The organism is Pedomonas sp. V897, assembly GCF_051304405.1.
In the GTDB taxonomy this organism is placed as follows: Bacteria; Pseudomonadota; Alphaproteobacteria; order Sphingomonadales; family Sphingomonadaceae; genus Pedomonas.
Genome location: NZ_JBPPGG010000003.1, coordinates 83,395 through 109,929, shown reverse-complemented (window position 1 = coordinate 109,929; position 26,535 = coordinate 83,395). Strand labels below are relative to the sequence as shown.

At 67.6% G+C, this 26,535-nt stretch carries 22 protein-coding genes; 10 read left to right on the top strand and 12 right to left on the bottom strand.

The genetic code is table 11. The annotated features are described in order from the left end of the window. Positions 1–51: 51 nt before the first annotated feature. From ACSJJU_RS09560 to ACSJJU_RS09550, 3 genes are read right to left on the bottom strand one after another with little or no spacing between them, the layout of a single operon-like run. Positions 52–1,449 (bottom strand): efflux transporter outer membrane subunit, encoded by a 1,398-nt coding sequence (locus ACSJJU_RS09560; protein WP_435915163.1) that lies wholly within the window; start codon positions 1,447–1,449, stop codon positions 52–54. Next, positions 1,446–4,589, bottom strand: coding sequence for an efflux RND transporter permease subunit (locus ACSJJU_RS09555; RefSeq protein ID WP_435915162.1), 3,144 nt, complete (start codon positions 4,587–4,589; stop codon positions 1,446–1,448). The genes ACSJJU_RS09560 and ACSJJU_RS09555 overlap by 4 nt, the downstream gene beginning before the upstream one ends. A 10-nt stretch (positions 4,590–4,599) precedes the next feature. Next, positions 4,600–5,733 carry an efflux RND transporter periplasmic adaptor subunit gene (locus tag ACSJJU_RS09550; protein WP_435915161.1) on the bottom strand — a complete coding sequence of 378 codons (1,134 nt, stop codon included), beginning with the start codon at positions 5,731–5,733 and terminating at the stop codon, positions 4,600–4,602. A gap of 336 nt (positions 5,734–6,069) precedes the next feature. Between ACSJJU_RS09550 and ACSJJU_RS09545 the strand changes: the two genes are divergently transcribed. The 4 genes from ACSJJU_RS09545 (at position 6,070) to ahpF (ending at position 10,678) form a co-directional block, all read left to right on the top strand. Further along, a complete protein-coding gene (locus tag ACSJJU_RS09545) occupies positions 6,070–6,804 on the top strand; it encodes a response regulator transcription factor (RefSeq protein WP_435915432.1) in 735 nt (244 codons plus the stop codon). Between the two features lie 56 nt (positions 6,805–6,860). Further along, on the top strand, positions 6,861–8,186 hold the full coding sequence (locus tag ACSJJU_RS09540; RefSeq protein ID WP_435915431.1) for an ATP-binding protein: 1,326 nt from the start codon (positions 6,861–6,863) through the stop codon (positions 8,184–8,186). 257 nt (positions 8,187–8,443) lie between these two features. Continuing rightward, positions 8,444–9,007 carry an alkyl hydroperoxide reductase subunit C gene (ahpC, locus tag ACSJJU_RS09535; RefSeq protein WP_435915160.1) on the top strand — a complete coding sequence of 188 codons (564 nt, stop codon included), beginning with the start codon at positions 8,444–8,446 and terminating at the stop codon, positions 9,005–9,007. Positions 9,008–9,094: 87 nt separating this feature from the next. Beyond that, positions 9,095–10,678 carry an alkyl hydroperoxide reductase subunit F gene (gene ahpF, locus ACSJJU_RS09530; protein ID WP_435915159.1) on the top strand — a complete coding sequence of 528 codons (1,584 nt, stop codon included), beginning with the start codon at positions 9,095–9,097 and terminating at the stop codon, positions 10,676–10,678. Between the two features lie 105 nt (positions 10,679–10,783). Here the strand turns inward: ahpF and ACSJJU_RS09525 are convergent, their stop codons facing one another. Then, positions 10,784–11,482 (bottom strand): winged helix-turn-helix transcriptional regulator, encoded by a 699-nt coding sequence (locus ACSJJU_RS09525; protein ID WP_435915158.1) that lies wholly within the window; start codon positions 11,480–11,482, stop codon positions 10,784–10,786. 60 nt (positions 11,483–11,542) lie between these two features. On the opposite strand from ACSJJU_RS09525, the gene ACSJJU_RS09520 reads away from it, so the two are divergent. From ACSJJU_RS09520 to ACSJJU_RS09500, 5 genes are all read left to right on the top strand, one after another. Beyond that, complete coding sequence (locus tag ACSJJU_RS09520; RefSeq protein ID WP_435915157.1) at positions 11,543–11,995, top strand: VOC family protein; 453 nt, start codon at positions 11,543–11,545, stop codon at positions 11,993–11,995. A 27-nt stretch (positions 11,996–12,022) separates the two neighbouring features. Then, positions 12,023–12,385, top strand: a complete 363-nt coding sequence (locus ACSJJU_RS09515) for a DUF1428 domain-containing protein (protein WP_435915156.1) — start codon at positions 12,023–12,025, stop codon at positions 12,383–12,385. Further along, on the top strand, positions 12,382–12,876 hold the full coding sequence (locus ACSJJU_RS09510) for a VOC family protein (RefSeq protein ID WP_435915155.1): 495 nt from the start codon (positions 12,382–12,384) through the stop codon (positions 12,874–12,876). Before ACSJJU_RS09515 ends, ACSJJU_RS09510 begins: the two co-directional genes overlap by 4 nt. A gap of 165 nt (positions 12,877–13,041) precedes the next feature. Then, entirely contained in the window at positions 13,042–14,133 is a 1,092-nt protein-coding gene (locus tag ACSJJU_RS09505) for a glycosyltransferase family 4 protein (protein ID WP_435915154.1), read from the top strand. A 27-nt stretch (positions 14,134–14,160) separates the two neighbouring features. Then, the gene (locus ACSJJU_RS09500) at positions 14,161–16,368 is read left to right on the top strand and encodes an amylo-alpha-1,6-glucosidase (protein WP_435915153.1); all 2,208 of its coding nucleotides are present in this window, start codon (positions 14,161–14,163) and stop codon (positions 16,366–16,368) included. 3 nt (positions 16,369–16,371) lie between these two features. Here ACSJJU_RS09500 and maiA read toward each other — a convergent pair whose 3' ends face one another. From maiA to hmgA, 3 genes are read right to left on the bottom strand one after another with little or no spacing between them, the layout of a single operon-like run. Next, on the bottom strand, positions 16,372–17,010 hold the full coding sequence (maiA, locus tag ACSJJU_RS09495; protein ID WP_435915152.1) for a maleylacetoacetate isomerase: 639 nt from the start codon (positions 17,008–17,010) through the stop codon (positions 16,372–16,374). Between the two features lie 26 nt (positions 17,011–17,036). Next, positions 17,037–18,350, bottom strand: coding sequence for a fumarylacetoacetase (gene fahA, locus ACSJJU_RS09490; RefSeq protein ID WP_435915150.1), 1,314 nt, complete (start codon positions 18,348–18,350; stop codon positions 17,037–17,039). 2 nt (positions 18,351–18,352) lie between these two features. Next, positions 18,353–19,624, bottom strand: a complete 1,272-nt coding sequence (gene hmgA / locus ACSJJU_RS09485; protein ID WP_435915149.1) for a homogentisate 1,2-dioxygenase — start codon at positions 19,622–19,624, stop codon at positions 18,353–18,355. 551 nt (positions 19,625–20,175) lie between these two features. Between hmgA and ACSJJU_RS09480 the strand changes: the two genes are divergently transcribed. Continuing rightward, positions 20,176–21,912, top strand: a complete 1,737-nt coding sequence (locus ACSJJU_RS09480; RefSeq protein ID WP_435915148.1) for an MFS transporter — start codon at positions 20,176–20,178, stop codon at positions 21,910–21,912. 44 nt (positions 21,913–21,956) lie between these two features. Here the strand turns inward: ACSJJU_RS09480 and ACSJJU_RS09475 are convergent, their stop codons facing one another. From ACSJJU_RS09475 to ACSJJU_RS09455, 5 genes are all read right to left on the bottom strand, one after another. Next, entirely contained in the window at positions 21,957–23,588 is a 1,632-nt protein-coding gene (locus ACSJJU_RS09475; RefSeq protein WP_435915147.1) for a GMC family oxidoreductase, read from the bottom strand. 73 nt (positions 23,589–23,661) lie between these two features. Further along, on the bottom strand, positions 23,662–24,069 hold the full coding sequence (locus ACSJJU_RS09470) for a VOC family protein (protein WP_435915146.1): 408 nt from the start codon (positions 24,067–24,069) through the stop codon (positions 23,662–23,664). Between the two features lie 2 nt (positions 24,070–24,071). Further along, a complete protein-coding gene (locus tag ACSJJU_RS09465; RefSeq protein WP_435915144.1) occupies positions 24,072–24,884 on the bottom strand; it encodes a sugar phosphate isomerase/epimerase family protein in 813 nt (270 codons plus the stop codon). A 97-nt stretch (positions 24,885–24,981) separates the two neighbouring features. Further along, positions 24,982–25,722, bottom strand: a complete 741-nt coding sequence (locus ACSJJU_RS09460) for a glutathione S-transferase family protein (protein ID WP_435915143.1) — start codon at positions 25,720–25,722, stop codon at positions 24,982–24,984. 87 nt (positions 25,723–25,809) lie between these two features. Continuing rightward, positions 25,810–26,496, bottom strand: a complete 687-nt coding sequence (locus ACSJJU_RS09455) for a TetR/AcrR family transcriptional regulator (protein ID WP_435915142.1) — start codon at positions 26,494–26,496, stop codon at positions 25,810–25,812. Positions 26,497–26,535: the final 39 nt, after the last annotated feature.

Below are 26,535 nucleotides of genomic sequence, written 5' to 3'. Positions count from 1 at the left end.
TCCGGGACAATCCGGCCGCCCCACCGTGCCGCCACGCCGTGCTGTCCTGCCTTACGACGCCGGTTCGGCCCCGATGGCGCGGTACATCTCGATGCGGTTGGCGATGAACGCCAGGTCCGTGGCGATGACCGATCGCCGGGCCGCATAGAGCATGCGCTGGGCGTCCAGCGTGTTCAGGAACGGGTCGATGCCCGCCTTGTAGCGCTGTTCGGCAAGCGCGTAGCTCTGCTCGCTGGCGCGGAGCAGGGCGCGCTGCGCTTCCTGCTGGCGCACGATGGTGCCGGCGCGGGCGAGCGCGTCCGCCACCTCGCGGAAGGCCGTCTGGATCGCCCCCTCGTATTGGGCGATGGCGCGGTCGCGCTGCGCCTTGGAGGCCGCGAGGTTGGCCCAGTTGGGGCCGCCCAGCAGGGCCATGCTGGCCGCAGGGTTCACCTGCCAGGTGAAGTTGTCGCCATCGAACAGGCTGTCGAGCGCCCCGCTGGCGAAGCCCGCCGCCGCCGTCAGGCTGATGCGCGGGAAGAAGGCCGCCCGCGCCGCGCCGATGTTGGCGTTGGCCGCCTTCAGGGTGTGCTCCGCCGCCAGCACGTCCGGGCGGTTGAGCAGCACCTCGGAGGACAGGCCCGCCGGCACCGGGTTGATGGTCTCGGCCAGCTCGGCAAGGGTCTCGGGCAACAGCGCCTCGTCCACGGTCGCACCGGCCAGCAGGTTCAGGGCGTTTCGGTCCTGCGCCACCTGGGTCAGGTAGTTCTCCACGTCCGCCCGGGCCTGCTGCACCACGGTTTCGGCCTGATGCACATCCAGCTTGCCCGCAAGGCCCGCCCGGTTCAGATCCTGCGTCAGCTTGAGGGCGCGCTCGGCGTTGGCCAGGGTCTCCTGCGCCACGCGCAGCAGCTCCATGTCCGCCGCAAGCGTCGCATAGGCGCTGGCGGTCTCGGCGATGAGCGCGATGCGGGTGGCGCGCGCGCCTTCCTCGGTGGCGAGATAGCTCTCCAGCGCCGCCTGGCTCAGGTTCCGCACCCGCCCGAACAGGTCGATCTCGAACGCGCTGACGCCAAGGTTGGCGGAATACCATGTATCCCGGTTGCCGCGGCCGCCCTCGATGCGCGAACCGTTGTTGCTGTCGCTCACGGTCACGCCGCCGTTCGCCGCGATCGTCGGCAGGCGGGCGGAGCGCTGGACGCGGTACTGCGCCCGGGCCACCTCCACATTGGCCAGCGCCGCCCGCAGGTCGCGGTTGTTCTCCAGCATCTGGCCGATCACGGTGCGCAGTTTCTCGTGGGCGATCAGCTCCCGCCACGACAGGCCCGGGGGAGCGGCCTCCGCCTGTTCGGCATAGGCCACGCCCTCCGGCCACGCGGCGGGCACCGGGGCGGCGGGACGCTGGTAATCCGGCGCCAGGCTGCACGCGCCCAGCATCAGCGGCAGGAGAAAGAGGGGGGCGTGTCTCATGCCTGGGACTCCTGTACGGCCGCCGGGGCCTGGCTGCTCTTGCCGCTGAACAGGCGGGTCACGAGGACGAAGAACAGCGGCACGAAGAAGATGGCCAGCACCGTTGCCGTCAGCATGCCGCCGAGCACGGCGGTGCCGATGGCGATGCGGCTCTGTGCGCCCGCGCCGGAGGCAAGGGCGAGCGGGACGACGCCCGCCGCGAAGGCGATGGAGGTCATCAGGATCGGGCGGAAGCGCAGACGCGCGGCCTCGAGGGCGGCGGAGACGGCATCCTTGCCGCCGCGATAGGCCATTTCCGCGAACTCGACGATCAGGATGGCGTTCTTCGCCGTCAGGCCCATGGTGGTGAGCAGGCCGACCTGGAAGTAGATGTTGTTCTCCAGCCCCCGCAGCGTCACGGCGAGCACCGCGCCCACAATGCCGAGCGGGATGACCAGCAGCACCGCCAGCGGCACCGACCAGCTTTCGTAGAGCGCGGCGAGGCTGAGAAACACCACCAGCAGCGACAGGGCATAGAGCAGCGGCGCCTGTCCGCCCGCCAGCTGCTCCTGATAGGACAGGCCGCTCCAGGCGTAGCTGGTGCCGGCCGGCAGCTGGCGCTGCAGCTCGACCATGCGGGCCATGGCCTCGCCCGAGCTGACGCCCGGCGCCGCCTGACCCTGGATTTCATAGGACGACTCGCCGTTGAAGCGGGCAACGCTGCTCGGGCCCTTCTTCCACCGGGTGGTGGCGAAGGCGGAGAAGGGCACCATCTCGCCGGTCTTGGCGGAGCGTACGTGCCACTGGTCGAGGTCGCTGGGCAGGGCGCGGAAGGGCGCATCCGCCTGCATGTAGACGCGCTTCACCCGGCCCCGGTCCACGAAGTCGTTGATGTAGTTGGAGCCCCAGGCGGCCGACAGGGTGTTGTTCACGTCCGCCTGGTTGAGGCCCAGCACCGCCAGCTTTTCCTCGTCGATGTCGATATGCAGCTGGGGCGTGTCCTCCAGCGTCGAGGCGCGCACGGCGGCCAGCTTGGGGTCCTGGTTGGCGGCCTGGATCAGCTGGTCGCGCAGTTCCTTGAACCGCTCGCGGCTGAGGCCGCCGGTGTTGAGAAGCTGGAAGGTGAAGCCGTTGGTCTGGCCAAGACCCATGATCGCGGGCGGCGTCATGGAGAAGATCTTGGCATCGCGGATGGCCGAGAGGCTCTGCATCGCCCGGCCCGCAATGGCGGCGGCGCTGTTCTCCTGGCCCTTGCGGTCCTTCCAGTCCACGAGATTGATGAAGCCCATGCCCGCGTTCTGGCCGGAGCCGGAGAAGCTGAAGCCGGTCACGGTGAAGAAGAAGGAGACGTTGTCCTTCTCGTCGTTGAGGAAGTAGTCGGTGACCCGCTGCTCCACCTCGGCCGTGCGCGAGAGGGTGGCGCCCGGCGGCAGGGTGAACTGCACCATCACCTGGCCCTGATCCTCGACGGGCAGGAAGCTGGTGGGCAGGCGCACGAAAAGCACCCACATCAGCACCAGCGTCACGCCGTAGACGCCAAGGTACAGCACGCGCCGGTTGAGCACCTGCTTGACGCCGCCCAGATACCTGGTGGTCACGCGCTCGAACCAGCGGTTGAAGCGCACGCCGAAGTCGCGCTCGTCGTCGGTGTGCTTCTTGCGCTTGAGCAGGGTGGCGCACAGGGCGGGGGAGAAGATCAGCGCCACGATCACCGACAGCACCATCGAGGAGACGATGGTGATGGAGAACTGGCGATAGATGACGCCGGTCGAGCCGCCGAAGAAGGCCATGGGCAGCAGCACGGCCGAGAGCACGATGCCGATGCCGACAAGCGCGCTGCCGATCTCGCCCATGGACTTGATCGTCGCCTCGCGCGGCGACAGGCCTTCCTCCTCCATGATGCGCTCCACGTTCTCGACGACCACGATCGCGTCGTCGACGAGCAGGCCGATGGAGAGCACCATGCCGAACAGGGTCAGGGTGTTGATGGAATAGCCGAACGCGGCCAGCACGCCGAAGGTGCCGAGTAGCACCACCGGCACCGCCAGCGCCGGGATGAGCGTCGCCCGCAGGTTCTGGAGGAACAGGAACATGACGACGACCACCAGCACCACGGCCTCGATCAGCGTCTTGACCACCTCCTTGACGGAGAGCTTGATGAACGGGGTCGTGTCGCGCGGGAAGGCGATGGTGTAGCCCTCCGGCATGTCAACGGCCAGCTCCGCCACCTTGGCCTTGACCAGATCGGCGGTCTTCAGCGCGTCCGCGCCCGGGGCAAGCTGGAGGGCGATGCCCGAGGCCGGATATCCGTTCATGCGGCCGTTGGCGGCATAGCTTTCGCTGCCCAGCTCCACCCGCGCCACGTCCGAGAGGCGGACGACCGAGCCGTCGCTCTCGGTCTTGACGAAGACGTTGCGGAACTGCTCCACGGTCTGGAACCGCGCCTTGGCGGTGACGGTGGCGTTCAGCTGGTGGCCCGGAGGCGCCGGCTGCTCGCCGATCTGACCGGCGGAGATTTCCACGTTCTGCGCCTGGATGGCGGCGCGCACGTCCGACGGCATCAGCTTGCGCGCGGCCAGCTTGTGCGGGTCGAGCCAGATGCGCATGGCGTACTGGGCACCGAACACGCGGGACGATCCCACGCCCTCGATACGGGCCAGCGGGTCCTGGAACTTGTTGACCAGGAAGTCGGCGATGTCGGTGCGGTCGGCCCGGCCCGACTTGTCATAGAGGCCGACGATCATCAGGAAGTCGTCCTGCGACTTCGTCACCACCACGCCCTGCTGCTGCACGGCGTTCGGCAGGCGGCTGATGGCCTGCTGCACCTTGTTCTGCACCTGCACCTGGGCGGTGTCCGGGTCGGTGCCCTTGACGAAGGTCACCGTGATCTGCGCCTGGCCCCGGTTGTTGGAGGAGGAGGTGAAATACATCAGGCCGTCGATGCCGGTGAGCTGCTGCTCCAGCACCTGCGTGACGCTGGTCTCCACGGTCTCGGCGTCCGCGCCCGGGTAGGTGGCGCTGATGTTGACCGAGGGCGGCGCGATGTTGGGATACTGGGCGATCGGCAGGATCATGATCGAGCCGATGCCGGCCAGCATGATGCCGATGGCGATGACCCACGCGAAGATCGGCCGGTCGATGAAGAACTTGCTGATTGACATGGCGCGCGCCTTACTTGCCGGCTTCGATCAGAACCGGTTTGACCGGCTGTCCGGCGCGAACCTTGTCGGTGCCTTCCACGATCAGCCGGTCGCCGGCCTTCAGCCCCGAGGTGACAAGCCACTTGTCGCCGATGGCCCGCTCCGCGGTGATGGTGCGCTGCTCCACCTTGCCGTCGCTGGTGACGACGAGGGCCGTCGCATCGCCCTTGGCGTCGCGGGTCACGCCCTGCTGCGGCGCGAGGATGGCGTTGGGCACCACCGCCTGCGGGGCGACCACGCGCACGAACATGCCAGGCAGCAGGACGCCGTCCGGGTTGGGGAAGCGGGCGCGCAGGGTCACGGTGCCGGTGTTCTCGTCAACGATGGTCTCGGCGAATTCCAGCTTGCCCTCGAGCGGATAGTCGGTGCCGTCCTCCAGCTTCAACCGCAGTTTGGTGCTGGCGGGCAGCACATCGCCCTTGGCGAGCGACCGGCGCAGCTGCAGGAGCTGGGCGCTCGACTGGGTGATGTCCACGTAGATGGGGTCCAGCTGCTGCACGATGGCGAGCGGATTGGCCTGGCTCGCCGTCACCAGCGCGCCTGCCGTAACGGAGGAGCGGCCGATCCGCCCGCTGATCGGGGCGGCCACCTGGGTGTAGGCCAGGTTGATCTTCGCGGTCGCCAGCCGGGCCTCGGCCTGTTTGACGGCGGCCTCCGCCTGCCGCGCCGCGGCCAGCGCGTCGTCGATGTCCTGCCGGCTCACCGCCTCGCTGTCCTTCAGCGTGTCGTAGCGGGCCGCACGCGCCCGGGCGGCGGCCAGATTGGCGCGGGCGCTCGCCAGCTGCGCTTCCGCCTCGTTGCGGGCGGCCTCGTAAAGGCTGGGGTCGATCTGGTACAGCGGCTCGCCCGCCTTCACCATGCTGCCTTCCTCGAACAGGCGCTTCTGGATGATGCCGCTGACCTGCGGCCGCACCTCGGCCACCAGAAAGGCGGCCGTGCGGCCCGGCAACTCATTCGCCACCGTCACGTTCTCGGTCTTGAGCGCGACAACACCCACCTCCGGGGTCCCCGGTGTCGGCATGGCCTGTTCCTTGCAACCAGCCAGAAGGGCGGCAAGCGCCAGCGGCGCGAGCGCCAGGGTTCGCCAGGAAGAAAAACTCGGCATGGAATAATCTCTTTAGTTCATAGAAGCGCGGAACAACGGCGGATGCTGAGCGGCCTCGTCAGGCGGGCGACCCCGCTGCGGCACGGCAAACCGGACGTCCGGCTGTGAAATGACGCATGACAAACCCCCCGCTACAAACACACGGCAACATTACGCTTCACGGCGCACCGATCCTTCGGTGCGCGTTCCTGCTTCAGGCCGTGCGGGGTTTCGGGCATTTTTGCTGATAAAAACAGGGGTGTGTGTGTTTGAATTGGTAAGCTTGTGTATCAGAATGTATCAACTGCAACCAAAGCGGGGGTTTTCCGGGAAGCCGTGGGCTAAAGTGCGGCCATGATGACAGCGCAGCAGACGCAGCAACAGGCGCAGGAGCGCATTCTGGTCGTCGAGGACGATGCGGACATCCGCGACCTGATCGCGGGACAGCTCCGCATGGAGCACTATGACGTCTCGACGGCCTCGGGCATCGCGGACATGCGGGCGCGGCTGACGGCCGACCCGGCGGATCTTGTCATCCTCGACCTCAACCTGCCGGACGGCGACGGCCTGTCCCTGTGCCGGGAGCTGCGGGCGGAAGGGGTGGAGACGCCCATCATCATGGTGACGGCGCGGAGCAGCGCGGTTGACCGGGTGCTGGGGCTGGAGCTGGGGGCGGACGACTATCTCACCAAGCCGTTCGAGCCGCGCGAGTTGCTGGCCCGCGTCCGCAACCTGCTGCGCCGCACCCGGGGCGGGCCGCATGCGCCCGCGCGCCAGTACCGCTTCGCCCTGTTTGGCCCCTGGAAGCTGGACCTGCTCCAGCGCCGCCTGGTGAAGCCCGACGGCGGGCTGGTGATGCTCTCCTCCGCCGAGTTCCGCCTGCTCAGCCGCTTCATTCAGGAGCCCAATGTGGTGCTCTCCCGCGAGGCGCTGCTGCCGGAGCGGCGGGCCACCGTCGCCCATGACCGCTCCATCGACCTTCAGATCAGCCGCCTGCGCCAGAAGCTGGCCACGGTCAAGGGCGGGGAGGGGCTGATCCTGACCGTGCGCAGCGAGGGATACGTGCTCGCCTGCATCGTGCGCTACCAGTGAGGCCGGCGCCCGTGAAACCGGTTCTCTCTGCCCGACTCCGGGACTTCCTTGGCTCCATGGCGGGGCACATCATTCTCCTGCTGACGGTGGGGATGTCGGCGGCGGCCATGCTGTCGCTGTTCGTCGCCGAGCAGGTGCGCCAGCGGGACTTCGAGCGCCTGCGGCTGGAGCGCGTTGTCGCCAGCACCGTCGATATCGCCGGGCGTCTCCACCACAACCCGGAGGAGACGCGGGAGATGCTGCGCTCCTTCCGCATCATGGGCGCCTCCGCCGCGCCCGACGGTATCGCCATCACCCGGCCGGACCCCGAGCTGGAGACGCTGCTCGTCGAGCGGCTGGGGGCGAATGCCCGGCCCGAGGCGGGGCAGGTGCCCTCGGGCCTGTGCTTCGCCGAGTGGTCGGCCAGTCTCGCCCGGCGCGCGGCGGGCATCGTCGAGCCGCCGATTCCCGACTGCTGGGTGGTGCGCTTCACCGACCGGAGCGGCGCGCGGCGGGCCATCGCCATCCACATGCCCACCCTCAAGCTGCCGCCCAGCTCCCTGCTCAGCCCGCTGTTCCTGCTGCTCATCCTCGCCTCGAGCACGGTGCTGGCCATTCTGGTCGCCCGCTTCGCCGCCGCGCCACTGCGGCGGCTCGAACGGGCAGCCAAGGCCTTCTCCGTCTCCCTCGATCCCGATCCCATCCCCGAAAAGGGGCCGGAGGAGGTGCGGGCGGCGCTGGCCACCTTCAACCTGATGCAGCGGCGGGTGCGGGACGGCTTCCGCGAGCGGACCCAGCTGCTCGCCGCCATCAGCCACGACCTCCAGACCCCCATCACCCGCCTGCGCCTGCGGCTGGAGCAGGTGGCCGACGAGGCGCTGCGCCAGCGCCTCATCCAGGATCTGGCCGCCATGCAGACGCTGGTGCGCGAGGGACTCGATCTGGCCAGCAGCGCCGACTCCGGCGAGGAGTGGTCGATGGTGGACATCGACTCGCTGCTCATCAGCCTCGCCGAGGACGCCGAGGAGTTCGGCAATGACGTGCGGTTCGTCGGCGGCTGCGGCGCGGTGGTCCGCATCAAGCCCAACGCGCTGACGCGCTGCCTCTCCAACCTCATCGACAATGCGGTCAAATACGCGGGCTCCGCCGAGATCGGCTGCCGCCGCGACCAGGGCCGCCTCGTCATCAGCGTGCGCGACTACGGCCCGGGAATCGCCCCGGAGCTGCTGGAGAAGATCTTCGAGCCCTTCACCCGGGGCGACCCCGGCCAGCCGGGCGGGCGCGCGGGCACGGGAATCGGCCTCACCATCGCCCGCTCCCAGGCCATGACCTTCAGCGCGACGGTGCGCCTCACCAACGCCCCCGGCGGCGGCATTCTCGCCGAGGTCGATATCCCGCTGTAGGACCGCCCGGGAATTCAAGGCGATGGGCCGTCTCGGGCGGGCCGGGGCCTGCGCAAATCTTTCGGGGCCGACCAATCCGGAGCAGACACAGGGCGTTGATATGGTAAGGTCTGCGCCCGGCAGATCCCGGTGGCGCTGCAACCTCGCTTGATCGATTCAATCGATGTTAGCGTCCATTTATATCAATTTTCATATTGAGTGCGGGTCTGCTACACAATCACCCGTTCAACCAACCCCATTAAGCAAAGGGAGCTCACATGGCGCTCATCAACACCGAGATTAAGCCGTTTTCTGCCACCGCCTACAAGGATGGCAAGTTCGTCGACATCACCGACGCCGACGTTCGCGGCAAGTGGGCTGTCTTCTTCTTCTATCCGGCCGACTTCACCTTTGTCTGCCCGACCGAGCTGGAAGACCTGGCCGACAACTACGAAACCTTCCAGAAGCTGGGCGTTGAGATCTTCGCCGTGTCGACCGACACCCACTTCAGCCACAAGGCCTGGCACGACACCTCGCCGGCCATCGGCAAGATCAAGTTCTACATGGTGGGCGACCAGGCCGGCACGCTGACCAACAACTTCGACGTGATGCGCCCGGGCGTCGGCCTGGCCGACCGCGGCACCTTCGTTGTCGATCCGGACGGCGTGATCCAGGTGATGGAAATCACCTCGGAAGGCGTGGGCCGCAACGCGGCCGAGCTGATCCGCAAGATCAAGGCGGCTCAGTACGTGCGCAACCACCCGGGCGAGGTCTGCCCGGCGAAGTGGGAAGAGGGTGAGAAGACCCTCGCTCCGTCGCTCGACCTCGTCGGCAAGATCTAAGCCGTAAGGTTGATTGCCCCGGCGCCGGAACACTCCGGCGTCGGGGAGCTTTCCCCCCGTATCGTTTTGGACGTTGGAACCCCGATCATGTTGGATGCGAAGCTCCAGGAACAACTCAAGGCCTACCTTGCGAACATCACCGAGCCCGTCGAGCTGGTTGCGTCACAGGATGACGGGGCCAAGTCCCAGGAAATGCAGCAGCTGCTGGAGACCATCGCCGGTCTCAGCGACAAGATTTCCTACGTGCGCGCCGACGACGACGCGCGCCGTCCCTCCTTCCTGATCCGCCGTGCGGGCACGGACATCGGCGTGCGCTTCGCCGGCATCCCGCTCGGCCATGAATTCACCTCGCTGGTGCTGGCCCTGCTCCAGGTGGGCGGCCACCCGCCCAAGGTGAGCCAGGAGGTGATCGACCAGATCAAGGCGCTGGAGGGCGACTACCACTTCGAGACCTTCTTCTCCCTGTCGTGCCAGAACTGCCCGGACGTGGTGCAGGCGCTCAACCTGATGAGCGTCATCAACCCGCGCATCCGCAGCACCTCCATCGACGGCGCCCTGTTCCGCGAGGAAGTGGAGGCCCGCAAGGTGATGGCCGTGCCCACCATTTTCCTGAACGGTCAGGAATTCGGCCAGGGCCGCATGGACGTGGAGCAGATTCTGGCCAAGCTGGACACGGGCGCCGTGGCCCGTGCCGCCGAGAAGATCAAGGCCAAGGAGCCGTTCGACGTGCTGGTGGTGGGCGGTGGCCCGGCCGGTGCTGCCGCGGCGATCTACGCCGCCCGCAAGGGCATCCGCACCGGCGTGGTGGCCGAGCGGTTCGGCGGCCAGGTGCTGGACACCATGGCGATCGAGAACTTCATCTCCGTGCCCTACACCGAAGGCCCGAAGCTGGGCGCGGCGCTGGAGCAGCATGTGAAGGAGTATGACGTCGACGTCATGAATCTCCAGCGCGCCGTCAAGCTCATCCCGGCGTCCGCGCCCGGCGGGCTGACGGAGGTGCAGCTGGAAAGCGGTGCCAGCGTCAAGGCCAAGGCGATCATCCTCTCCACCGGCGCGCGCTGGCGGCAGATGAACGTCCCCGGCGAGAACGAGTACCGCAACAAGGGCGTGGCCTACTGCCCGCACTGCGACGGCCCGCTGTTCAAGGGCAAGCGCGTGGCGGTCATCGGCGGCGGCAACTCGGGTGTCGAGGCGGCGATCGACCTGGCGGGCCTGGCCAGCCATGTGACGCTCATCGAGTTCGACAGCAAGCTGCGGGCCGACGAGGTGTTGCAGCGCAAGCTGCGCAGCCTGCCCAACGTCACCATCATCACCTCGGCGCTGACGACGGAGGTGCTGGGCGACGGCTCGAAGGTGGTGGGCCTCACCTACAAGGACCGCAACAGCGACACCGAGCACAAGCTGGATCTGGAGGGCATTTTCGTCCAGATCGGCCTGGTGCCCAACACCGAGTGGCTGGCGGGCACCGTCGCGCTCACCCCGCGCGGCGAGATCCAGATCGATCATCGCGGCGAGACGTCGGTGGAAGGCGTGTTCGCGGCGGGCGACGCGACGACCGTGCCCTACAAGCAGATCGTCATCGCCATGGGTCAGGGGGCAACCGCCGCGCTGTCGGCGTTCGATTACCTGATCCGCCTCGCGCCGGAGGAAAAGGAAGTGCAGGCGGCCTGACGGGCCCCTCCGCACGGACTTTTTCAGCCTTTTCAGCCTTTTTGAGGCTCTTTCGGAACCGCCCTGTCCCCGCACCCCGGGGGCAGGGCGGTCCTGTTTCGGGCCTCAGCCTTCCTCGCCCACCTTGGGCGGCAACGGGAACAGAGTGACGAACCGGGCCGCCAGTGCGCGGTCCCCCGTCACGGTCAGCGCGCCGCTGGCCTCCAGCTCCGAAAGCGGCTGGCCGCCATAGACCGCCGCCACCAGCGCCGGCACCGCCCCCTCGAACGCAATGTCCGGGTTTTCCGCTTCGCCCCGCCGGATCGCCAGCTGCCCGTCCCCGAGGCAGCCGGTATAGGCCTGCGCACCGAAGCGGAAGCCGACCGTGAGGCGCAGGCCCTCCGCCCGGGCAGGGTCGAGCATGGTCCGCAGCGACAGGAGAAAGGATGTCTCCGTCAGCGGCAGCGTCGGGTCGTGATAGGGCGAGCGCGCGGCCCAGCGGCCCAGCACCTGCAGGATCGGCTCGGCCTCATAGCCCCACGGCGTCAGCTCGTACACCTGCACCGACGCGGGCGGCGGCAGCTTGCAGCGGGTGAGAATGCCAACCGCCTCCAGCTCTTCGAGACGCTGCGTCAGCACATTGGCGCTGATGCCCGGCAGATCGGCCTTGAGGTCACAGAACCGCTTCGGGCCGAGCATGAGCTCCCGCACCACCAACAACGCCCAGCGGTCTCCCACAAGTTCGAGGCCGTGGGCTGCACCGCAGGCGTCGTTGTACCGGCGGCGCGGGCCGGGCCCGCAGTTAGTTATCTTTTCTAACTTCATACTTGTTATATATAACTTTCTCTGCTACAGCGAGCAACAAACAATGAGGGAGGAAATGCCATGCAACGCATGATCTTTGTCAACCTGCCTGTCCGGGATCTTGCCCGGTCCACGGCATTTTACGAAGCTCTGGGATTCGCCAAAAACCCGCAGTTCAGCAACGACGATGCCTCCTGCATGATGTGGTCGGAGGTCATTGTCGTCATGCTGCATACGCATGAGCACTTCCTGCGGTTCAGCCCCCGGCCGGTCTCCGACGCCACCAAGGCGTGCGAAGTGCTGCTCTGCCTCTCGGCGGAAACCCGCGAGGCGGTCGATGCGCTTGTGCAGAAGGCGGGAACCGCCGGTGGCGGGGTCGATCCATGCCCGGTTCAGGACCACGGCTTCATGTATGGCCGCAGCTACGAGGACCCCGACGGCCATATCTGGGAAGTGGTGTGGATGGACCCGGCCGCCGTGGCGGAGAGCAACGCGGGCAACACGGATGCCCAGTCCCGGACGGTCACCGCTTGAGGCGTGGCCACCGGGGGGAGAGGAGCAATGACCTACATCGACGGATTTGTCGTGCCTGTGCCGCACGGCAACAAGGAGCTGTATCGGGACATGGCCCTCAAGGCGGCGGGGGTGTTCCGGGAGTATGGTGCCCTGCGCGTGGTGGAGTGCTCGGGCGAGGACATCCCCGACGGCAAGGAGACGGACTTCCGGATGGCGGTCAAGGCCAGCACCGGGGAGAACGTGGTGTTCTCCTGGATCGTCTGGCCGTCCAGGCAGGTGCGGGACGAGGCCTACCCGAAAATCATGGCGGACCCCCGGCTGGACGGCGGGACCATGCCGTTTGATGGCAAGCGCATGATCTACGGCGGCTTCACCGTGTTGATGGACACCGCTGAAGGGCAGCCATGACGACAGCCTCCACCTTCCTGTGGTTCGACGGCAAGGCGGAGGAGGCCGCGCGGTTCTACACCTCCGTGGTGCCGGACTCCCGCATCGATGCCATTCTCCGCTACACGCTCGAGACGCCGGGCGGCAAACCCGGCGATGTCATGGTGGTGGAGTTCACGCTGGCGGGCCACCGCTGCATCGCGCTCAACGGTGGCCCCTACCAGACGTTCACGCCGGCCATTTCCCTGTTCCTCACGGTGGATTGCCAGGCGGAAATCGACCGGCTGTGGGACGCGCTCATCAGCGACGGCGGCGCGCCCGGCCAGTGCGGCTGGCTGACCGATCGCTATGGCCTTTCCTGGCAGATCGTGCCCCGGCAGCTCATGGAGATGATGCGGGACCGGGATACGGCCCGTGTCGCCCGCGTGACCCGGGCGATGCTCGACATGACCAAGTTCGATCTGGCGGCTCTGGTCGCGGCCTACGAGGGACAAGGCGCGGCCGAGGGCTGATTTCAGCCGAAAACCGGTGTGGAGCGGGGCGCGCGGGCGTGCGCGCCTTGCGCCTCTTGTTATTGCCGAGTCCGGACTTAAATCATTCCGGCGCGGGGCCGCCGTGGCGGCGGCCGTGCGTGCTTTTCATTGCCGATTCTTCACTCTCAGGAGGAGGTTTTGTCGATGAAAATCGCCCAGATCGCGCCACTCGTGGAAAGCGTTCCCCCCCAACTCTACGGCGGCACCGAGCGCGTCGTCTCCTATCTCACCGAGGAGCTGGTCCGGCAGGGCCATGATGTAACCCTGTTCGCCAGCGGCGATTCCGTCACGTCGGCACGGCTCGTACCCTGCGTTGACCGCGCCTTGCGCCTCAACCCGGCGGTTCAGTCGCAACTGCCTTATCACATCGCCATGATGGAGGAGGTGCGCCGCCGCGCCGATGAATTCGACGTGCTGCATTTCCACACCGACCTGTTTCATTTCCCCATAACCGGCGACTATGCCAGCCGCACGGTCACCACCCTGCACGGGCGGCTTGATCTGCCGGACCTTGCGCCCTTCTATCGCACCTTCCCCGATGCGCCGCTGGTGTCGATCAGCGACCACCAGCGCCGGCCCATGCCGCCGGTCAACTGGGTCGGCACCGTTTATCACGGCCTGCCCGCGGACCTTCTGCCGTTCAATCCGAAGCCCGAGGGGTATCTGGCGTTTCTCGGGCGCATCTCGCCGGAGAAGCGGCCGGACCGCGCCATCGAGATCGCCGCACGCACCGGCATCCCGCTCAAGATCGCGGCCAAGGTGGACGCAGCCGACAAGGCTTACTGGGACGACATCATCGCGCCCATGGTGCGGGTCTATTCCAACGTCGAATATATCGGCGAGATCAACGAACAGCAGAAGGCGGACTTCCTCGGCAATGCCCGCGCGCTGCTGTTCCCCATCGATTGGCCGGAACCGTTCGGCCTTGTCATGATTGAAGCCATGTCGTGCGGCACCCCCGTCATCGCCTTCCGCTGCGGGTCGGTGCCCGAGGTGATCGAGCACGGCGTCTCGGGCTGGATCGTCGACTCCGTCGATGAGGCGGTCGAGGCCGTGGGCAAGATCGATCAGCTGGACCGCGCCGCCGTTCGCGCCGCGTTCGAGGAGCGTTTCACGGTGGAGCGCATGGCCCGCGACTATCTGGAGATCTACCGCAATCTGGCGGGCGTCCGGGCCAACGCCGCGCACCTGCGCCGCCGCATGGGGGAGGAGATGAACCTGCAGGTTGTGGCGTAGCGGGCGAGGGCGGCGATGGAGTGGCGCATGCAGTCCAGTCCTGCGGAGCAGGCAGCCCCGGCATCGGCCGGGGCTGGCCAGGAGAATGGCGCCCCGGGTGGCACCGGCACCACCGCCTCCATTCAGGAGTTGCGATCCCGCACGCTCAAGCACGGCGACGCCTTCGGCGTGTTCAATCAGAGCGGTGATGCCATTGCCGGGCCGGACAGCCCGGAGGGGTTGTATTATCAGGACACCCGGCATCTCTCCCACCTCAGGATGAGTCTGGAGGGGCGCGGGCTGCTGCTGCTCAGCTCCACCCTGCGGGATGACAACGCCATGCTCACCTGCGACCTCACCAACCCGGACCTGCTGGACGGGGAGGGGCGGATCACGCTCGCCCAAGGCCTCGTCCACATCCGGCGGTCGCGGTTCCTGTGGAACGGGGCGGCCTACGAACGTCTGGCGATCCGCAATTACGACACGGCCGCCCGGCGGGTGCGTCTGGCGGCCGATTTCGCCGCCGACTTTGCCGACCTGTTCGAGGTACGCGGCACCCGCCGGGCGCAGCGGGGCACGGTGCACCGGCCGATGACCGGGCGGGACTGGGTGCGCCTCGGCTACACGGGGCTGGACGGCGTCGAGCGCACCACCCATCTGCGCTTCGAACCGGCGCCGGTCTCCATCCGCCGGGGGCAGGCGGTGTTCGACCTGGCGCTGGGCCCGCGCGAATGCCGCTCGCTGTTCATCGAGATCCGGTGCAACGGCAATTCCGGGCGGCCGGTGCGCCAGAGTTTCTACACCGCTCTCCGGGACTCGCGCCGCGCGCTGCGCACGGCCAGCGCCCGCGCCACGGCCATTGTCACCTCCCACGAAATTTTCAACGAGGCGGTGCGCCGCTCGATTTCAGACCTTTACATGCTGGTGACGGACATGCCCGAGGGGGCCTACCCTTACGCGGGCATTCCGTGGTTCAGCACCACCTTCGGGCGGGATGCGATCATCACGGCGCTGGAGACGCTGTGGATCGACCCCGAGATCGCGCGCGGCGTGCTGCGGTTTCTCGCCGCCAATCAGGCGACGGAGTTCGACCCCAAGGCCGACGCCCAGCCCGGCAAGATTCTGCACGAAGCCCGTTACGGGGAGATGGCGCGGCTCGGCGAGGTGCCGTTCCGCCGCTATTACGGCAGCGTCGATGCAACGCCGCTGTTCATCATGCTGGCGGGCGCTTACTACGAGCGCACCGGGGATCTGGAGACCGTGCGCGCCCTCTGGCCCCACGTGGAGGCGGCCCTCGGCTGGATCGACACGCATGGCGATCTGGATGGCGACGGTTTCGTGGAATACGCCCGCCAGACGGAAGATGGCCTCATCAATCAGGGCTGGAAGGACAGCCAGGATTCCGTGTTCCATGCGGACGGGACCCTGGCGCGCGGGCCGATCGCGCTTGTCGAGGTGCAGGCCTACGTCTACGGGGCCTGGATCGCCGCCGCGAGGCTCGCCCGTGCGCTGGAACACCACTGCCGGGCGGACGCCCTGGAACACCGCGCCGCCGATCTGCGCACCCGGTTCGATGCGGCCTTTTTTGACGAAAAACTCGGCACCTATGTGCTGGCGCTGGATGGGGAGAAGCGGCCGTGCCGCATCCGCACATCCAATGCGGGCCATGCGCTGCTGACCGGCATCGCCCTGCCGGAGCGCGCGCCGCTGGTGGTCGAGACGCTGATGAACCCGCAGTCCTATTGTGGCTGGGGCATCCGCACCGTTGCCGGCAATCAGGCGCGCTACAATCCCATGAGCTATCACAACGGCTCGGTCTGGCCGCACGACAACGCGCTGGTGGCGGCGGGCTTTGCCCGCTACGGCTTTCGGCGCGAGGCTGCCCTGATTTTCGAGGGGCTGTTCGCGGCCTCCATGTACATCGATCTGCGCCGCCTGCCCGAGCTGTTCTGCGGCTTCCGCCGCCAGCGCAGCCACGGGCCGACCTTCTATCCGGTGGCCTGCGTGCCCCAGGCCTGGGCAGCGGCCGCGCCGCTCTCCCTGCTGCAATCCTGCCTTGGCATCGGCTTCAGCCCGGCGGCGAAGAAGGTGACGCTCGACGAGCCGGTGCTCCCCGCCTTCCTCGACGAGGTGGAGCTGCGCGGCCTGCGCGTGGCGGGCGGGCGCGTCGATATCGCCCTGCGCCGGGCGGGTCAGGAGGTGGCCGTCAATGTCCTGGCGCGGGAGGGCAATATTCAGGTCATCACCACAGCCTGAGGCTCAGTCCGCGTCCGGCTGGTTGTCCGGGTGGGCGGCGATGAAGGCGGGCAGGCGGCGCGCCTGCTCGGCCGCCGCCACGACGCGCGGGTAGGGCGCAAGATCGACGCCGAAGCGCTCGGCCGAATAGACCTGCGGCACCAGATAGCAGTCCACCAGCGTGGGCGCGTCGCCATAGGCGAAACCATGGCCATGGCGGGCGATGTACTGCTCCAGCGCCGCGAAGCCGTCGCCGATCCAGCGGGCGATCCAGGCGTTCACCTGCTCCTGGCTGGCGCTGAGATCGCCCTTCAGGGCCTTCAGCACCCGCAGGTTGTTGAGCGGGTGAATGTCGCAGCCGATGATGGCCGCCATGGCCCGCACGATCGCCCGTTCGGTCGGCTCCTTGGGCAGCAGCGGCGGCTCGGGATAGCGCTCCTCCAGCCATTCCAGAATGGCCGGGCTCTGGGTGAGCACGGTGCCGTCCACCTCCAGCGCGGGCACCAGCCCTTGCGGGCTCAGCGCCCGGAACGCCGGGCTGCCTTGCGCGCCCGTGCGCAGGTCGAGCGTTACCTGCCGGTAGTCCAGCCCCTTGAGGTTGAGGGCGATGCGGGTGCGGTAGGAGGTGCCGGAGCGCCAGTAGTTGTGCAGCACGATGGCCATGCGTTTTCCCCTTGCGCTGCTGTGGCTCATGCCGCCGGGGCCGGGGCGATGATCCCCCGGCAGGGGCCGAAGCCGATGGACACATAGCCTTCCCGGTGCGCCCGCCCGCTGAGGACAAGCTCGTCCCCGTCGGCGAGGAAGGTGCGGGTCTCGCCCGTCGGCAGGGTGATCGGCTGCTTGCCGCCGCGGGTGATCTCCAGCAGGCTGCCGAAGCCATCTTCCGTGGGTGCCGAGATGGTGCCCGTGCCGAGCAGGTCGCCCGGTTGCAGGTTGCAGCCGTTGGAGGCGTGGTGGGTGACGATCTGCGCCGCCGTCCAGTACATGTTGCTGGCCGGCCCCCGGCTCAGCCGCAGCGGCGCCATGCCTTCCGCCCGCATACGGGCGGAGGCGATGTGCACTTCCAGTTCGATGGCGAACGCGCCGCTGGCCTGATCCTTCTCGCTCCAGAGATAGGGCAGGGGTTTGGGGTCGCCCTCGGGCCGGGGCGGCTGGGGGATGCGGAACGGCGCCAGCGCTTCGGCGGTCACGATCCACGGCGAGATGGTCGTCAGGAAATTCTTGGCGAGAAACGGCCCGAGCGGCTGATATTCCCACGCCTGAAGGTCGCGCGCCGACCAGTCGTTGAGCAGGCACAACCCCGCGATGTGCTGGTCCGCCTCCTCGATGGGAATGGGCTCGCCCAGCGCGTTGCCCCTGGCGATCCACACGCCCATTTCCAGCTCGTAATCGAGCCGCTGGCAGGGGCCGAAGGTGGGGGCCTCCGCATCGGGCGCCTTGCGCTGGCCATTGGGGCGGCGCACCACCGCGCCGGAGGGGCGGACGGACGACGCCCGCCCGTGGTAGCCGATGGGGACATACTTGTAGTTGGGCAGGAGCGGATTGTCCGGCCGGAACACCTTGCCCACGTTGGTGGCGTGGTGAATGCCCACGTAGAAGTCCGTGTAATCGCCGATGCGGGCGGGCAGGTGCAGGGTGCAGACCTCCGCCGGATGAAGGAGCGGCTCCACTGTCGCCCGCTCCGGGCTGCCCTCGGCCAGCAGGGCCGAGAGGCGGCGGCGCAGCGCCCGGCGCGGCTCCGCCTCCAGCGCCAGCAGCGGGTTGAGCGTCTCGCCCGCCGCCGCGTGCGCCGCCAGCAGCGCCGCGCCTTCGAACAGCCCGGCATCCACCGCGCCCGCCAGATCGAGGATCCGGTCGCCGATGGCGACGCCCCCGCGCGGCGGTTGCCCCGGCGGGCTGAAAATGCCGAACGGCAGGTTCTGAATCGGAAAATCGGGATGACCGTTGGCCGAGGCGACCCAGCTCCTGAGCGCCGGATCGTGGGTTTCGTCAAGAAGCGTCATGATTACAGTTTCGCCTTTTCAAATCCGCTCCAGCACGCGTCGTAATCCTGCTGCAGCAGGGGCGTCTCCAGGGCCCAGCGGGTGGGCCGGATCACGGCACGGCTTTCGAACATGAACGCCATGGTGTTCTCGATCTTGTGCGGCACAAGCTCAGCGGCAACCGCCTTGTCGTAGCTCGCCTTGTCCGGGCCGTGGCCGGACATCTGGTTGTGCAGCGACGCGCCGCCGGGCAGAAACCCGCCCGCCTTGGCGTCATACGCGCCGTGGATCAGCCCCATGAACTCGTTCATCACGTTGCGGTGGAACCACGGCGGACGGAAGGTATGTTCCGCCACCATCCAGCGCGGCGGGAAGATGACGAAATCGCAGTTGGCCGTCCCCGGCGTGTCCGAGGGCGAGGTGAGCACGGTGAAGATGGACGGGTCCGGGTGGTCGAAGCTCACCGTGTTGATGGTGTTGAAGCGCCGGAGGTCATAGCGGTAGGGCGCAAGGTTGCCGTGCCAGGCCACCACGTCGAGCGGCGAGTGGTCCAGCACCATGGTCCACAACCGGCCCTGGAATTTCTGCACCACCTCGGTCGGCTCGTCCCGGTCCTCGAACCAGGCATGCGGTGTCTCGAAGTCGCGCGGATTGGCAAGGCCATTGGAGCCGATCGGCCCCAGCTCGGGCAGGCGGAACGGCGCGCCGTAGTTCTCGCAGACATAGCCCGTCGCCGTGCCGTCCGGCAGCTTCACGCGGAAGCGCACGCCGCGCGGCACCACCGCGATCTGCTGGGGCTCGACCAGCATCACGCCCAGCTCCGTCTCCAGCCGCAAGCGGCCCGCCTGGGGCACGATGAGCAGCTCGCCATCGGCCGAAAAGAACACGCGGCTCTCCATCGACTGGTTGGCCGCGTAGAGGTGAATGGCCACCCCGGTGCCCGCGCCCACATCGCCATTGCCGCCATAGGTGATGAGACCGTCCACGAAGTCCGTGGGCGCCTCGGGCAGGGGCAGCGGGTTCCAGCGCAGCCGGTTGGGCGGCGGCGGCACCTCGTCGAACGGGGCCGCGCGGAGCAGCGTCTGGCGCTCGTAGGGGCGATAGGCCGGATGGCTGGCCGTGGGGCGCAGACGATACATCCAGGTGCGGCGGTTCTCGGCGCGGGGGGCGGTGAAGGCGGTGCCCGAGATCAGTTCGGCATAGAGGCCGAAGGGCGTCTGCTGCGGTGAATTCTGGCCAACCGGCAGCGCACCCGGCACCGCCTCGGTGGCGAAGTGGTTGCCGAACCCGGGCATGCCGCGACCGGGCTCGCCCGCTGCCCGGGCGGCGGTGATCGCTGCATTCCCGGCCGTAGCTGCATTCCCGGCCGTAGCTGTGTTTCCAGCCGTCGCTGTTACCATCTTGGTCTCCCCATGTCTTCTGGCCCGCGCCGCGCTTTGCTTGTGTGTGTTGTGCGCGGCGGCGCGGTCTGTCGCAATGCTTCCGACGTCGAAGGCCATGGCATCCGGCGGCATCGGGTGCGCCGTTAATGCCATTGATTGAGCGAACGAGGGCCGTCCGATTCTCCCCAACCGGTGGCATTGCCTGCCAACTCTTTGCGTGATTCAAAGACTTACCGTCCGGTCTGGGAATTTGCCAGTCTGATTTGCCGGGCGGAAACCCCGGGCTGACACTTTGCCGGGAGAAGGCGCAACCGGGCCTCGATGATCTCGTTTTTCCCTCAGAACAAGACCGCTGGCCTTCGCCCCCGGGCAGGGCGGACCCCGGCGGTTGCTTTCGCCATGCAGTGCTGTTTAGGATGGATGCCGTCGATGTGCCCCATGCCCTCCGAGGACCACGCGATCTCATGACGACACGTCAGGCTTCAGGTGCGGCGGCACGCTCCTCGCCTTTCGCGCCGCTACGGCACCCCGTCTTCCGGGCCATCTGGATCGCAACGCTCGTCTCGAACTTCGGCAGCCTCATCCAGTCCGTTGGCGCTTCGTGGATGATGACCTCCATCGCCGGGTCGGCGGACATGGTGGCGCTGGTGCAGGCCTCGACCACCCTGCCGATCATGCTGTTCTCGCTGGCGGCTGGCGCCATCGCCGACAACTTCGACCGGCGCAAGGTGATGATCGCCGCCCAGGCCCTGCTGCTGACGGTTTCGATCGGGCTGGCCGCGCTCACCTACCTTGGCCTCATCACCCCTTGGCTGCTGCTGACCTTCACGTTTCTGGTGGGCTGCGGCACGGCCCTGAACGGCCCGGCCTGGCAGGCGTCCGTCGGCGAGCAGGTGCCGCGGGAAGACCTGCCGGGTGCCGTCACCCTCAACAGCATCAGCTTCAACATCGCGCGCAGCCTCGGCCCGGCCGTTGGCGGTGCCCTGGTGGCCGCTGCCGGTGCCGCCGCCGCGTTCCTCGCCAACGCCCTCAGCTATGTGGGGCTGATCCTCGTGCTTGCGCGCTGGAAGCGCCAGCCGCCCGAGCGTCAGCTGCCGCGCGAGCCGCTGGTCTCCGCCATGATGGCGGGGCTGCGCTATTCCGCCATGGCGCCCGCCATCAACCGGGTGCTGCTGCGCGGCCTCAGCTTCGGCCTCACGGGCAGCGCAGTCTGGGCGCTGATGGCGCTGATCGCTCGCGACAGGCTGCGGGGCGGACCGCTCACCTACGGGCTTATCCTCGGCGCCTTCGGCATTGGCGCGGTTCTGGGCGCCTTCATCTCCTCCCACCTGCGGCGCAGGCTCAGCAACGAGGCACTGGTGCGCTGGTCACTGGTCAGTTACGGCGCGGGCACGGCCATTGCCGGTTTGAGCCAGACCTTGCCGCTCACCATGGCGGGGCTTCTGCTGACCGGGGCAGGGTGGGTGCTGGCCCTCTCCACCTTCAACGTCTCTGTGCAGATGTCCGCGCCGCGCTGGGTGGTGGCCCGGGCGCTGGCTGTCTACCAGACCGTGACCTTCGGCGGCATGGCGATCGGCAGCTGGCTGTGGGGGCATGTGGCCGAGGGCATCGGCCTGCGGGACGCCATGATCCTCTCGGGCATCGCCGTGCTGGCGAGCGCCGCCATCGGCTTCTGGCGCGACCTGCCGCAGATGGAGAAGCTCGACCTGACCCCCGTCTACCGCGATGCGCTGCCGATGCCGAAGGTGGAGCTGGATCTCAGAAGCGGCCCGGTGGTGCTTCAGGTGGAATATACGGTCGATCCCAAGGACGCCCTGGCGTTTCTTGCCGCGATGGACGAGCGCCGGCGGATCCGGCAGCGCAACGGCGCACGGAACTGGACGCTGATGCAGGATCTGGCCCACCCTGAGCTCTGGATCGAGCGCTACCACAGCGCCACCTGGGGCGAGCACCTGCACCAGCGCGCCCGCATTACCGTGGCGGACCAGGAAGTGGACCGGCGCGTGCTCGCCTTCCACCGGGGCGATGCGCCGCCGCGCATTCGCCGCTTCCTCGAACGGCCGGCGGGCGCCCTGCCTGCGGGCAGCCGCCATGAGCCGCGCACCTCGGAGCGGGGCGCGGTTGTCGATCCGACCCTCCCGCCCCAGGCCGCTCCGCTGGCGGAAACCGGCAAGGCCGGCAGCGGTCAGGCGCGCGCCTGAAAAATTTGAAACGCGCTACAGTTTTCAGGCGCGCCGCGTGCGGCTCAGGCGGCGGACCGGGACAGGATCAGGTCCGCCGCGCGCCAGCCGACCGCCATGGCGGGGGCATTGGTGTTGCCGGTGACGAGGCCGGGCATGACGGAGCAATCGGCAACGCGCAACCCGGCCACGCCCCGCACGCGCAGCTCCGGGTCCACCACCGCCCGCTCGTCCACGCCCATGCGGCAGGTGCTTGTGCCATGGAGTCCGCACATGGCAAGCTTGCGGAAACTTTCCAGAATGGCGTCGTCGGTCTGCACATGATCGCCCGGCAGCAACTCGGCGGCAATCAGCGGGGCGAGCGCCGGCTGGTCCATGTACTGCCGCATGTAGCGCACCGCACGGATCGCCGCGTCCTGGTCGCTCGGGGTGGTGAGCCAGTTGGGAGCGATTTCGGGCCGGTCGTCCAGATTGCCCGAGCGGATGTGGACCGAGCCCTGGCTGGTGAGGCGCACCAGCTGCCCGTAGATGGTGATGCCCGGTTTCTTGTCGACGGCGGAGAGGGGGACCGGGTGATTGTCGTCGCTGAGGGCGAAGGTGAAGCCGCCCAGATACAACTGGAGGTCCGGCCGTCCGTCCGGGTGGGCCACATTGACGAAGGCCCCCACCTCAAACGGCCCGGTGGCCATGGGGCCCGAGCGGGTGAGGTAATAGCGCAGGACGGAGAAGATCAGCCCGGCGCCGTAGTAATGGTGGTTGATGCCGACCTTCTCCTTGAGGCGATACGGCATGGACAGGGAGAGATGCTCCAGCATGTGGTTGCCGACGCCGGGGCTGTGCACCACCGTCTCGACACCCGCTGCTTGCAGCACGGCGCCATCGCCGATGCCTGAGCGCTCCAGCAATTGCGGGCTTTCCATGGTCCCGCAGCAGACGATGATCTCGCCGCGCACGGACTCCTGCCAGAAGCCCCTTTCGCTCCTGAACAGCTCGACACCTGTGGCGCGGCCGTCTTTCACGAGGATGCGGCGGGCGAGCGTATGCGTGTGCACATGGAAATTGGGACGCCGGCGCGCCTTGGCGATAAAGGCGGCCGCGCCGCCGTCGCGCCGTCCCCGGCGGATGTTGTGGCTGTAATAGCCAACCCGGTTGCCGGTGATGCTGTTGAGATCATCGGTCTCGGTCAGCCCGAGCTGCTTGCCCGCCTCGATCATCGCCCGGGTGAGGGGATAGCGGAAGGTACCGGGGGTGATATGCACCGGGCCGCCGACGCCGCGCGTGTCGCTCTCGCCCAGCTCGTGATCCTCGAGCGCGCGGAAGGCGGCCGTCATGCTCGCGCCGTTCCAGCCGGTGCACCCCTGCGCTTCCCAGTCATCATAATCCGCCGGTTCGCCCCGGCTCCAGATCATGCCGTTGATGGCGGAGGACCCGCCAAGACCACGGCCGCGGACCCACACCTCGGGCGTGTTGATCCCGGGGCCGCGCGGCTGATCCACCTGATAGGCCCAGATGAACTCCGGCTTGAGCACCAGCCGGGCAATGCCCTTGGGCATGTGGACGAGGGGATGGTCGTTCTCACCGCCCGCCTCCACCAGCAGCACCCGCGTGCCGGGGTCCCGCGACAGCCGCTCGGCGAGCACCGAGCCGGCGGAGCCTGCGCCGATGATGATGTAGTCCCACACGTCTTGCTGAGCCATGTTATCGCCTCCCCATGTTTTTTTGTGCACCGGCTCTGTCGGCCGGTGTGCCGATGGCGCAAGCATGTTGAAATTATCGGAAGTTGAGTTCCAGCGTCACTCCGTTCGGGTCCTTGACGAAGATTTGGTGGAGATCGACCGCCGCCACATAATTGTGGTGGTAAGGCACCTGCGCCGCCTCCAGCCGCGCGACCAGCCCTTCGCGACCGGTGCATTCAAAGGCGACATGGTCCACCGAGCCGGAGCCGAAGGCGGGCGGTTCGTCGGGGTTTGCCGCCTCGCCGCGCAGGCCGCGCAGATCCTCAACCCCGACATGCACGACCGGCAGATTGTCGCTGCTGTAGATCCAGGCGCGATGGCGTGTGTCTGCGTCTCCCGGCACCGGCGTGCAGGTCATGCCCAGAACCTCGGTGTAGAAGCGGATGGTCGCAGGCAAGTCGTCGGTACGGATGTTCACGTGGTCGAGACGCCGCACGAACATGCTCAGGCCTCGCGGGCGCAGGCGTCCAGAAAACGGCGCGACGCGTCCGCCGTGGCACGGGCCCGTTCGGCCGGATCGGGATAGGCGTCCCGCAAGGGCTTGGAGCGCAATTCGATGCTGAGCGGCAGATCGGCGGGCAGGGCCGCCAGAATATCGCGCAGCGGCAACCCGCCGTCGCCAAGCTGAAGCCGTTCGTCCAGCGCTTCCCGCAGGATGCCCTCGGGATCATCGGCCGTCGGGCCATTGCCCGGGGCGTCACAGAACTGGGCATAGGAGAAAAGGTGGGCCGGCACCGCGCCCACATCCGCCGCCGATCCGCCCGAGCGGATCAGGTGCAGGGGGTCAACCAGCAAGGACGAGGCGGGGTGATTGACCGTATCGAGAATATGGCGCGCCGCGTTGATGGTCTTGACCTCGGTGAAGAGGCCAAACTCCAGCGCCAGACGAATGCCGACGGACCCCGCGTGCTCGCACAGCGCCGCATATTTTTCGATGGTTGCGCCAAGGTCCGGGTCGGAGCTGACGGCAAGGGCGTTGCGCGCGCCCACTTCCGCACCGATGTCGAGAATGCGCTTGTGCGCAGGGTCGAGCGGCCCCGGCTTGATCCAGACCACCTCGACGTCGATGGCGGTCAGCCCCGTATCCGCCAGACGGCGGCGCACCTGACGGGTGGTTTCATCCGTCCAGATGTCGGGCTCCACCCACAGGCCCACCGCATCAAATCCGCCGCGTGCCGCCGCCTCGACCGTGTCTGGCGGGCTGCATTCGGGAACCACGCCGGAGGCCATGCCAAGGAGACGACTGCGTCCGCTCATTCTCAACCCCATGGAATTTTTTATCTCTGCGGGTTGAGAGACTGGCATAATTGCCGGGGACTGGTGCCTATCCTAATCAACAGGTCCGCGCGGCGCGTCAGACCACCCGCATGGGGGAGAGGTCAACGCGCGGCCCGTTGCTGCCTTCGCGCCAGAAAAAGCGATCGAACGTCTCCTGGGTCGCCTTTGGCACGGCCCGGGCGTCCTCCTCCACAAAGTGGCGCATGGCCGCGTCGGCGCGCACCACGGCCGGGCGCGCTTCGATGCGCTCGCGCCACGCGCGCAGGTGGGGCAGCTCGTTCCAGTTCATGCGGTGACGCTCGGCGTAGAGAATCCACGGATAGGTGGCGATGTCCGCAATGGAATAGTCGTCCCCCGCCAGCCAGGGCACGTGCGACAGCCGCTCGTCGAGGAAGAAATACAGCCGCCGCGATTGTTCGCGATAGCGGCGGGTGGCGTAGCTTTCCGCCTCATCCGGCGTGATGAGGAAATGATTGTACTGGCCGAACATCGGCCCCACATTCGCCATCTGGAGCATGAGCCATTTCATGACCGCAGGACGCTTCGGGCCGCTCGCGGGCAGCAGGTCCGGCCGGTTGTAGGCCTCCGCCAGATAGATGAGAATGGCGCCGCTCTCGAAAATGGGCTCGTCGGCAGGGCCGCTTGGATCGACAAGCACCGGCACCCGGCCCAGCGGATTGAGTGCGAGGAAGGAGGGCTCGAACTGGGCCCCGGTCAGAACCGAGACATAGCGGGACTGATATTGCAGCCCCAGCTCCTCCAGCATGATAACGACCTTGCGGACATTGGGGCTGCCGCAGCCGTAGAGTTCGATCATCAGGCCAGATCCATGATTTTGAGATTAGACAAGGTATTGCACCCTGCACTGGCCGGTTAACTGGCGCTTTTGCCAGCGCGGCGCGGCTCAGGCGGTGTTGCCGGCGGGGGAGGAGAGGGCGGCGAGCAGGGCATCCGCGGCCTCGGCGATCGGGCGGATCGCCATCGCCTTGACGATGACAAGGAAACTGCGCTGGCGCACCTCGGCCAGTTCGGCGTCGGCAATGCGGCCCGCGCCCCAATCCTTGACACTGGCCCATTCCAGATTGGCAAAGGCGGTCTCGGCATCGGCGGGGCGGATCACGCCGGTCAGCAGTCCGTCCCGCTCCGCCATCCACAGCCAGTGGACGAAAACCTGAAGCGGCATGCTGCGGATGACTTCGAACAGCGTCGGCGAGAGGGACCGCGAAAAATAGAGATCGGCCAGAGCAAGAGCATAGGCACGATTTTCGAGCACCACCTCGGTCGTGTCGCAAATGGTGCGGCAATAGCCGGCGAGGTTGGCTCCCTGGCTCGGCAGGTTCAGCTTGATGCCCGCATGAAACTCGCGCAGGGCATGGGCAACGACGCCCTCCTTGTCGCCAAAGATGTTGTAGACGGTGGTGACGGACACACCCGCACGCTGCCCAAGCTCACGCAGCGTGAAGCCGTCAATGCCGGCCTCGCCGATCAGCTTCTTGGTTTCATCCAGAATGCGTTTGCGCCGCTCCGCAATCAGCGGCGTGGAATACTTTCGCGGTTGAGCAGCGGCGCGCGGCCGGACCGTCTCTGCCATAGTCCGTTTCCTGCTTGTGCGGGCAGCTTCCAGAGATGG

Excerpts from the sequence above, each read along its gene's own strand:
- ACSJJU_RS09560 (WP_435915163.1), bottom strand. The coding sequence starts at position 1,449 with ATGAGACACGCCCCCCTCTTTCTCCTGCCGCTGATGCTGGGCGCGTGC.
- ACSJJU_RS09555 (WP_435915162.1), bottom strand. The coding sequence starts at position 4,589 with ATGTCAATCAGCAAGTTCTTCATCGACCGGCCGATCTTCGCGTGGGTC.
- ACSJJU_RS09550 (WP_435915161.1), bottom strand. The coding sequence starts at position 5,733 with ATGCCGAGTTTTTCTTCCTGGCGAACCCTGGCGCTCGCGCCGCTGGCG.
- ACSJJU_RS09545 (WP_435915432.1), top strand. The coding sequence starts at position 6,070 with ATGACAGCGCAGCAGACGCAGCAACAGGCGCAGGAGCGCATTCTGGTC.
- ACSJJU_RS09540 (WP_435915431.1), top strand. The coding sequence starts at position 6,861 with ATGGCGGGGCACATCATTCTCCTGCTGACGGTGGGGATGTCGGCGGCG.
- ahpC (WP_435915160.1), top strand. The coding sequence starts at position 8,444 with ATGGCGCTCATCAACACCGAGATTAAGCCGTTTTCTGCCACCGCCTAC.
- ahpF (WP_435915159.1), top strand. The coding sequence starts at position 9,095 with ATGTTGGATGCGAAGCTCCAGGAACAACTCAAGGCCTACCTTGCGAAC.
- ACSJJU_RS09525 (WP_435915158.1), bottom strand. The coding sequence starts at position 11,482 with ATGAAGTTAGAAAAGATAACTAACTGCGGGCCCGGCCCGCGCCGCCGG.
- ACSJJU_RS09520 (WP_435915157.1), top strand. The coding sequence starts at position 11,543 with ATGCAACGCATGATCTTTGTCAACCTGCCTGTCCGGGATCTTGCCCGG.
- ACSJJU_RS09515 (WP_435915156.1), top strand. The coding sequence starts at position 12,023 with ATGACCTACATCGACGGATTTGTCGTGCCTGTGCCGCACGGCAACAAG.
- ACSJJU_RS09510 (WP_435915155.1), top strand. The coding sequence starts at position 12,382 with ATGACGACAGCCTCCACCTTCCTGTGGTTCGACGGCAAGGCGGAGGAG.
- ACSJJU_RS09505 (WP_435915154.1), top strand. The coding sequence starts at position 13,042 with ATGAAAATCGCCCAGATCGCGCCACTCGTGGAAAGCGTTCCCCCCCAA.
- ACSJJU_RS09500 (WP_435915153.1), top strand. The coding sequence starts at position 14,161 with ATGCAGTCCAGTCCTGCGGAGCAGGCAGCCCCGGCATCGGCCGGGGCT.
- maiA (WP_435915152.1), bottom strand. The coding sequence starts at position 17,010 with ATGGCCATCGTGCTGCACAACTACTGGCGCTCCGGCACCTCCTACCGC.
- fahA (WP_435915150.1), bottom strand. The coding sequence starts at position 18,350 with ATGACGCTTCTTGACGAAACCCACGATCCGGCGCTCAGGAGCTGGGTC.
- hmgA (WP_435915149.1), bottom strand. The coding sequence starts at position 19,624 with ATGCCCGGGTTCGGCAACCACTTCGCCACCGAGGCGGTGCCGGGTGCG.
- ACSJJU_RS09480 (WP_435915148.1), top strand. The coding sequence starts at position 20,176 with ATGACGACACGTCAGGCTTCAGGTGCGGCGGCACGCTCCTCGCCTTTC.
- ACSJJU_RS09475 (WP_435915147.1), bottom strand. The coding sequence starts at position 23,588 with ATGGCTCAGCAAGACGTGTGGGACTACATCATCATCGGCGCAGGCTCC.
- ACSJJU_RS09470 (WP_435915146.1), bottom strand. The coding sequence starts at position 24,069 with ATGTTCGTGCGGCGTCTCGACCACGTGAACATCCGTACCGACGACTTG.
- ACSJJU_RS09465 (WP_435915144.1), bottom strand. The coding sequence starts at position 24,884 with ATGAGCGGACGCAGTCGTCTCCTTGGCATGGCCTCCGGCGTGGTTCCC.
- ACSJJU_RS09460 (WP_435915143.1), bottom strand. The coding sequence starts at position 25,722 with ATGATCGAACTCTACGGCTGCGGCAGCCCCAATGTCCGCAAGGTCGTT.
- ACSJJU_RS09455 (WP_435915142.1), bottom strand. The coding sequence starts at position 26,496 with ATGGCAGAGACGGTCCGGCCGCGCGCCGCTGCTCAACCGCGAAAGTAT.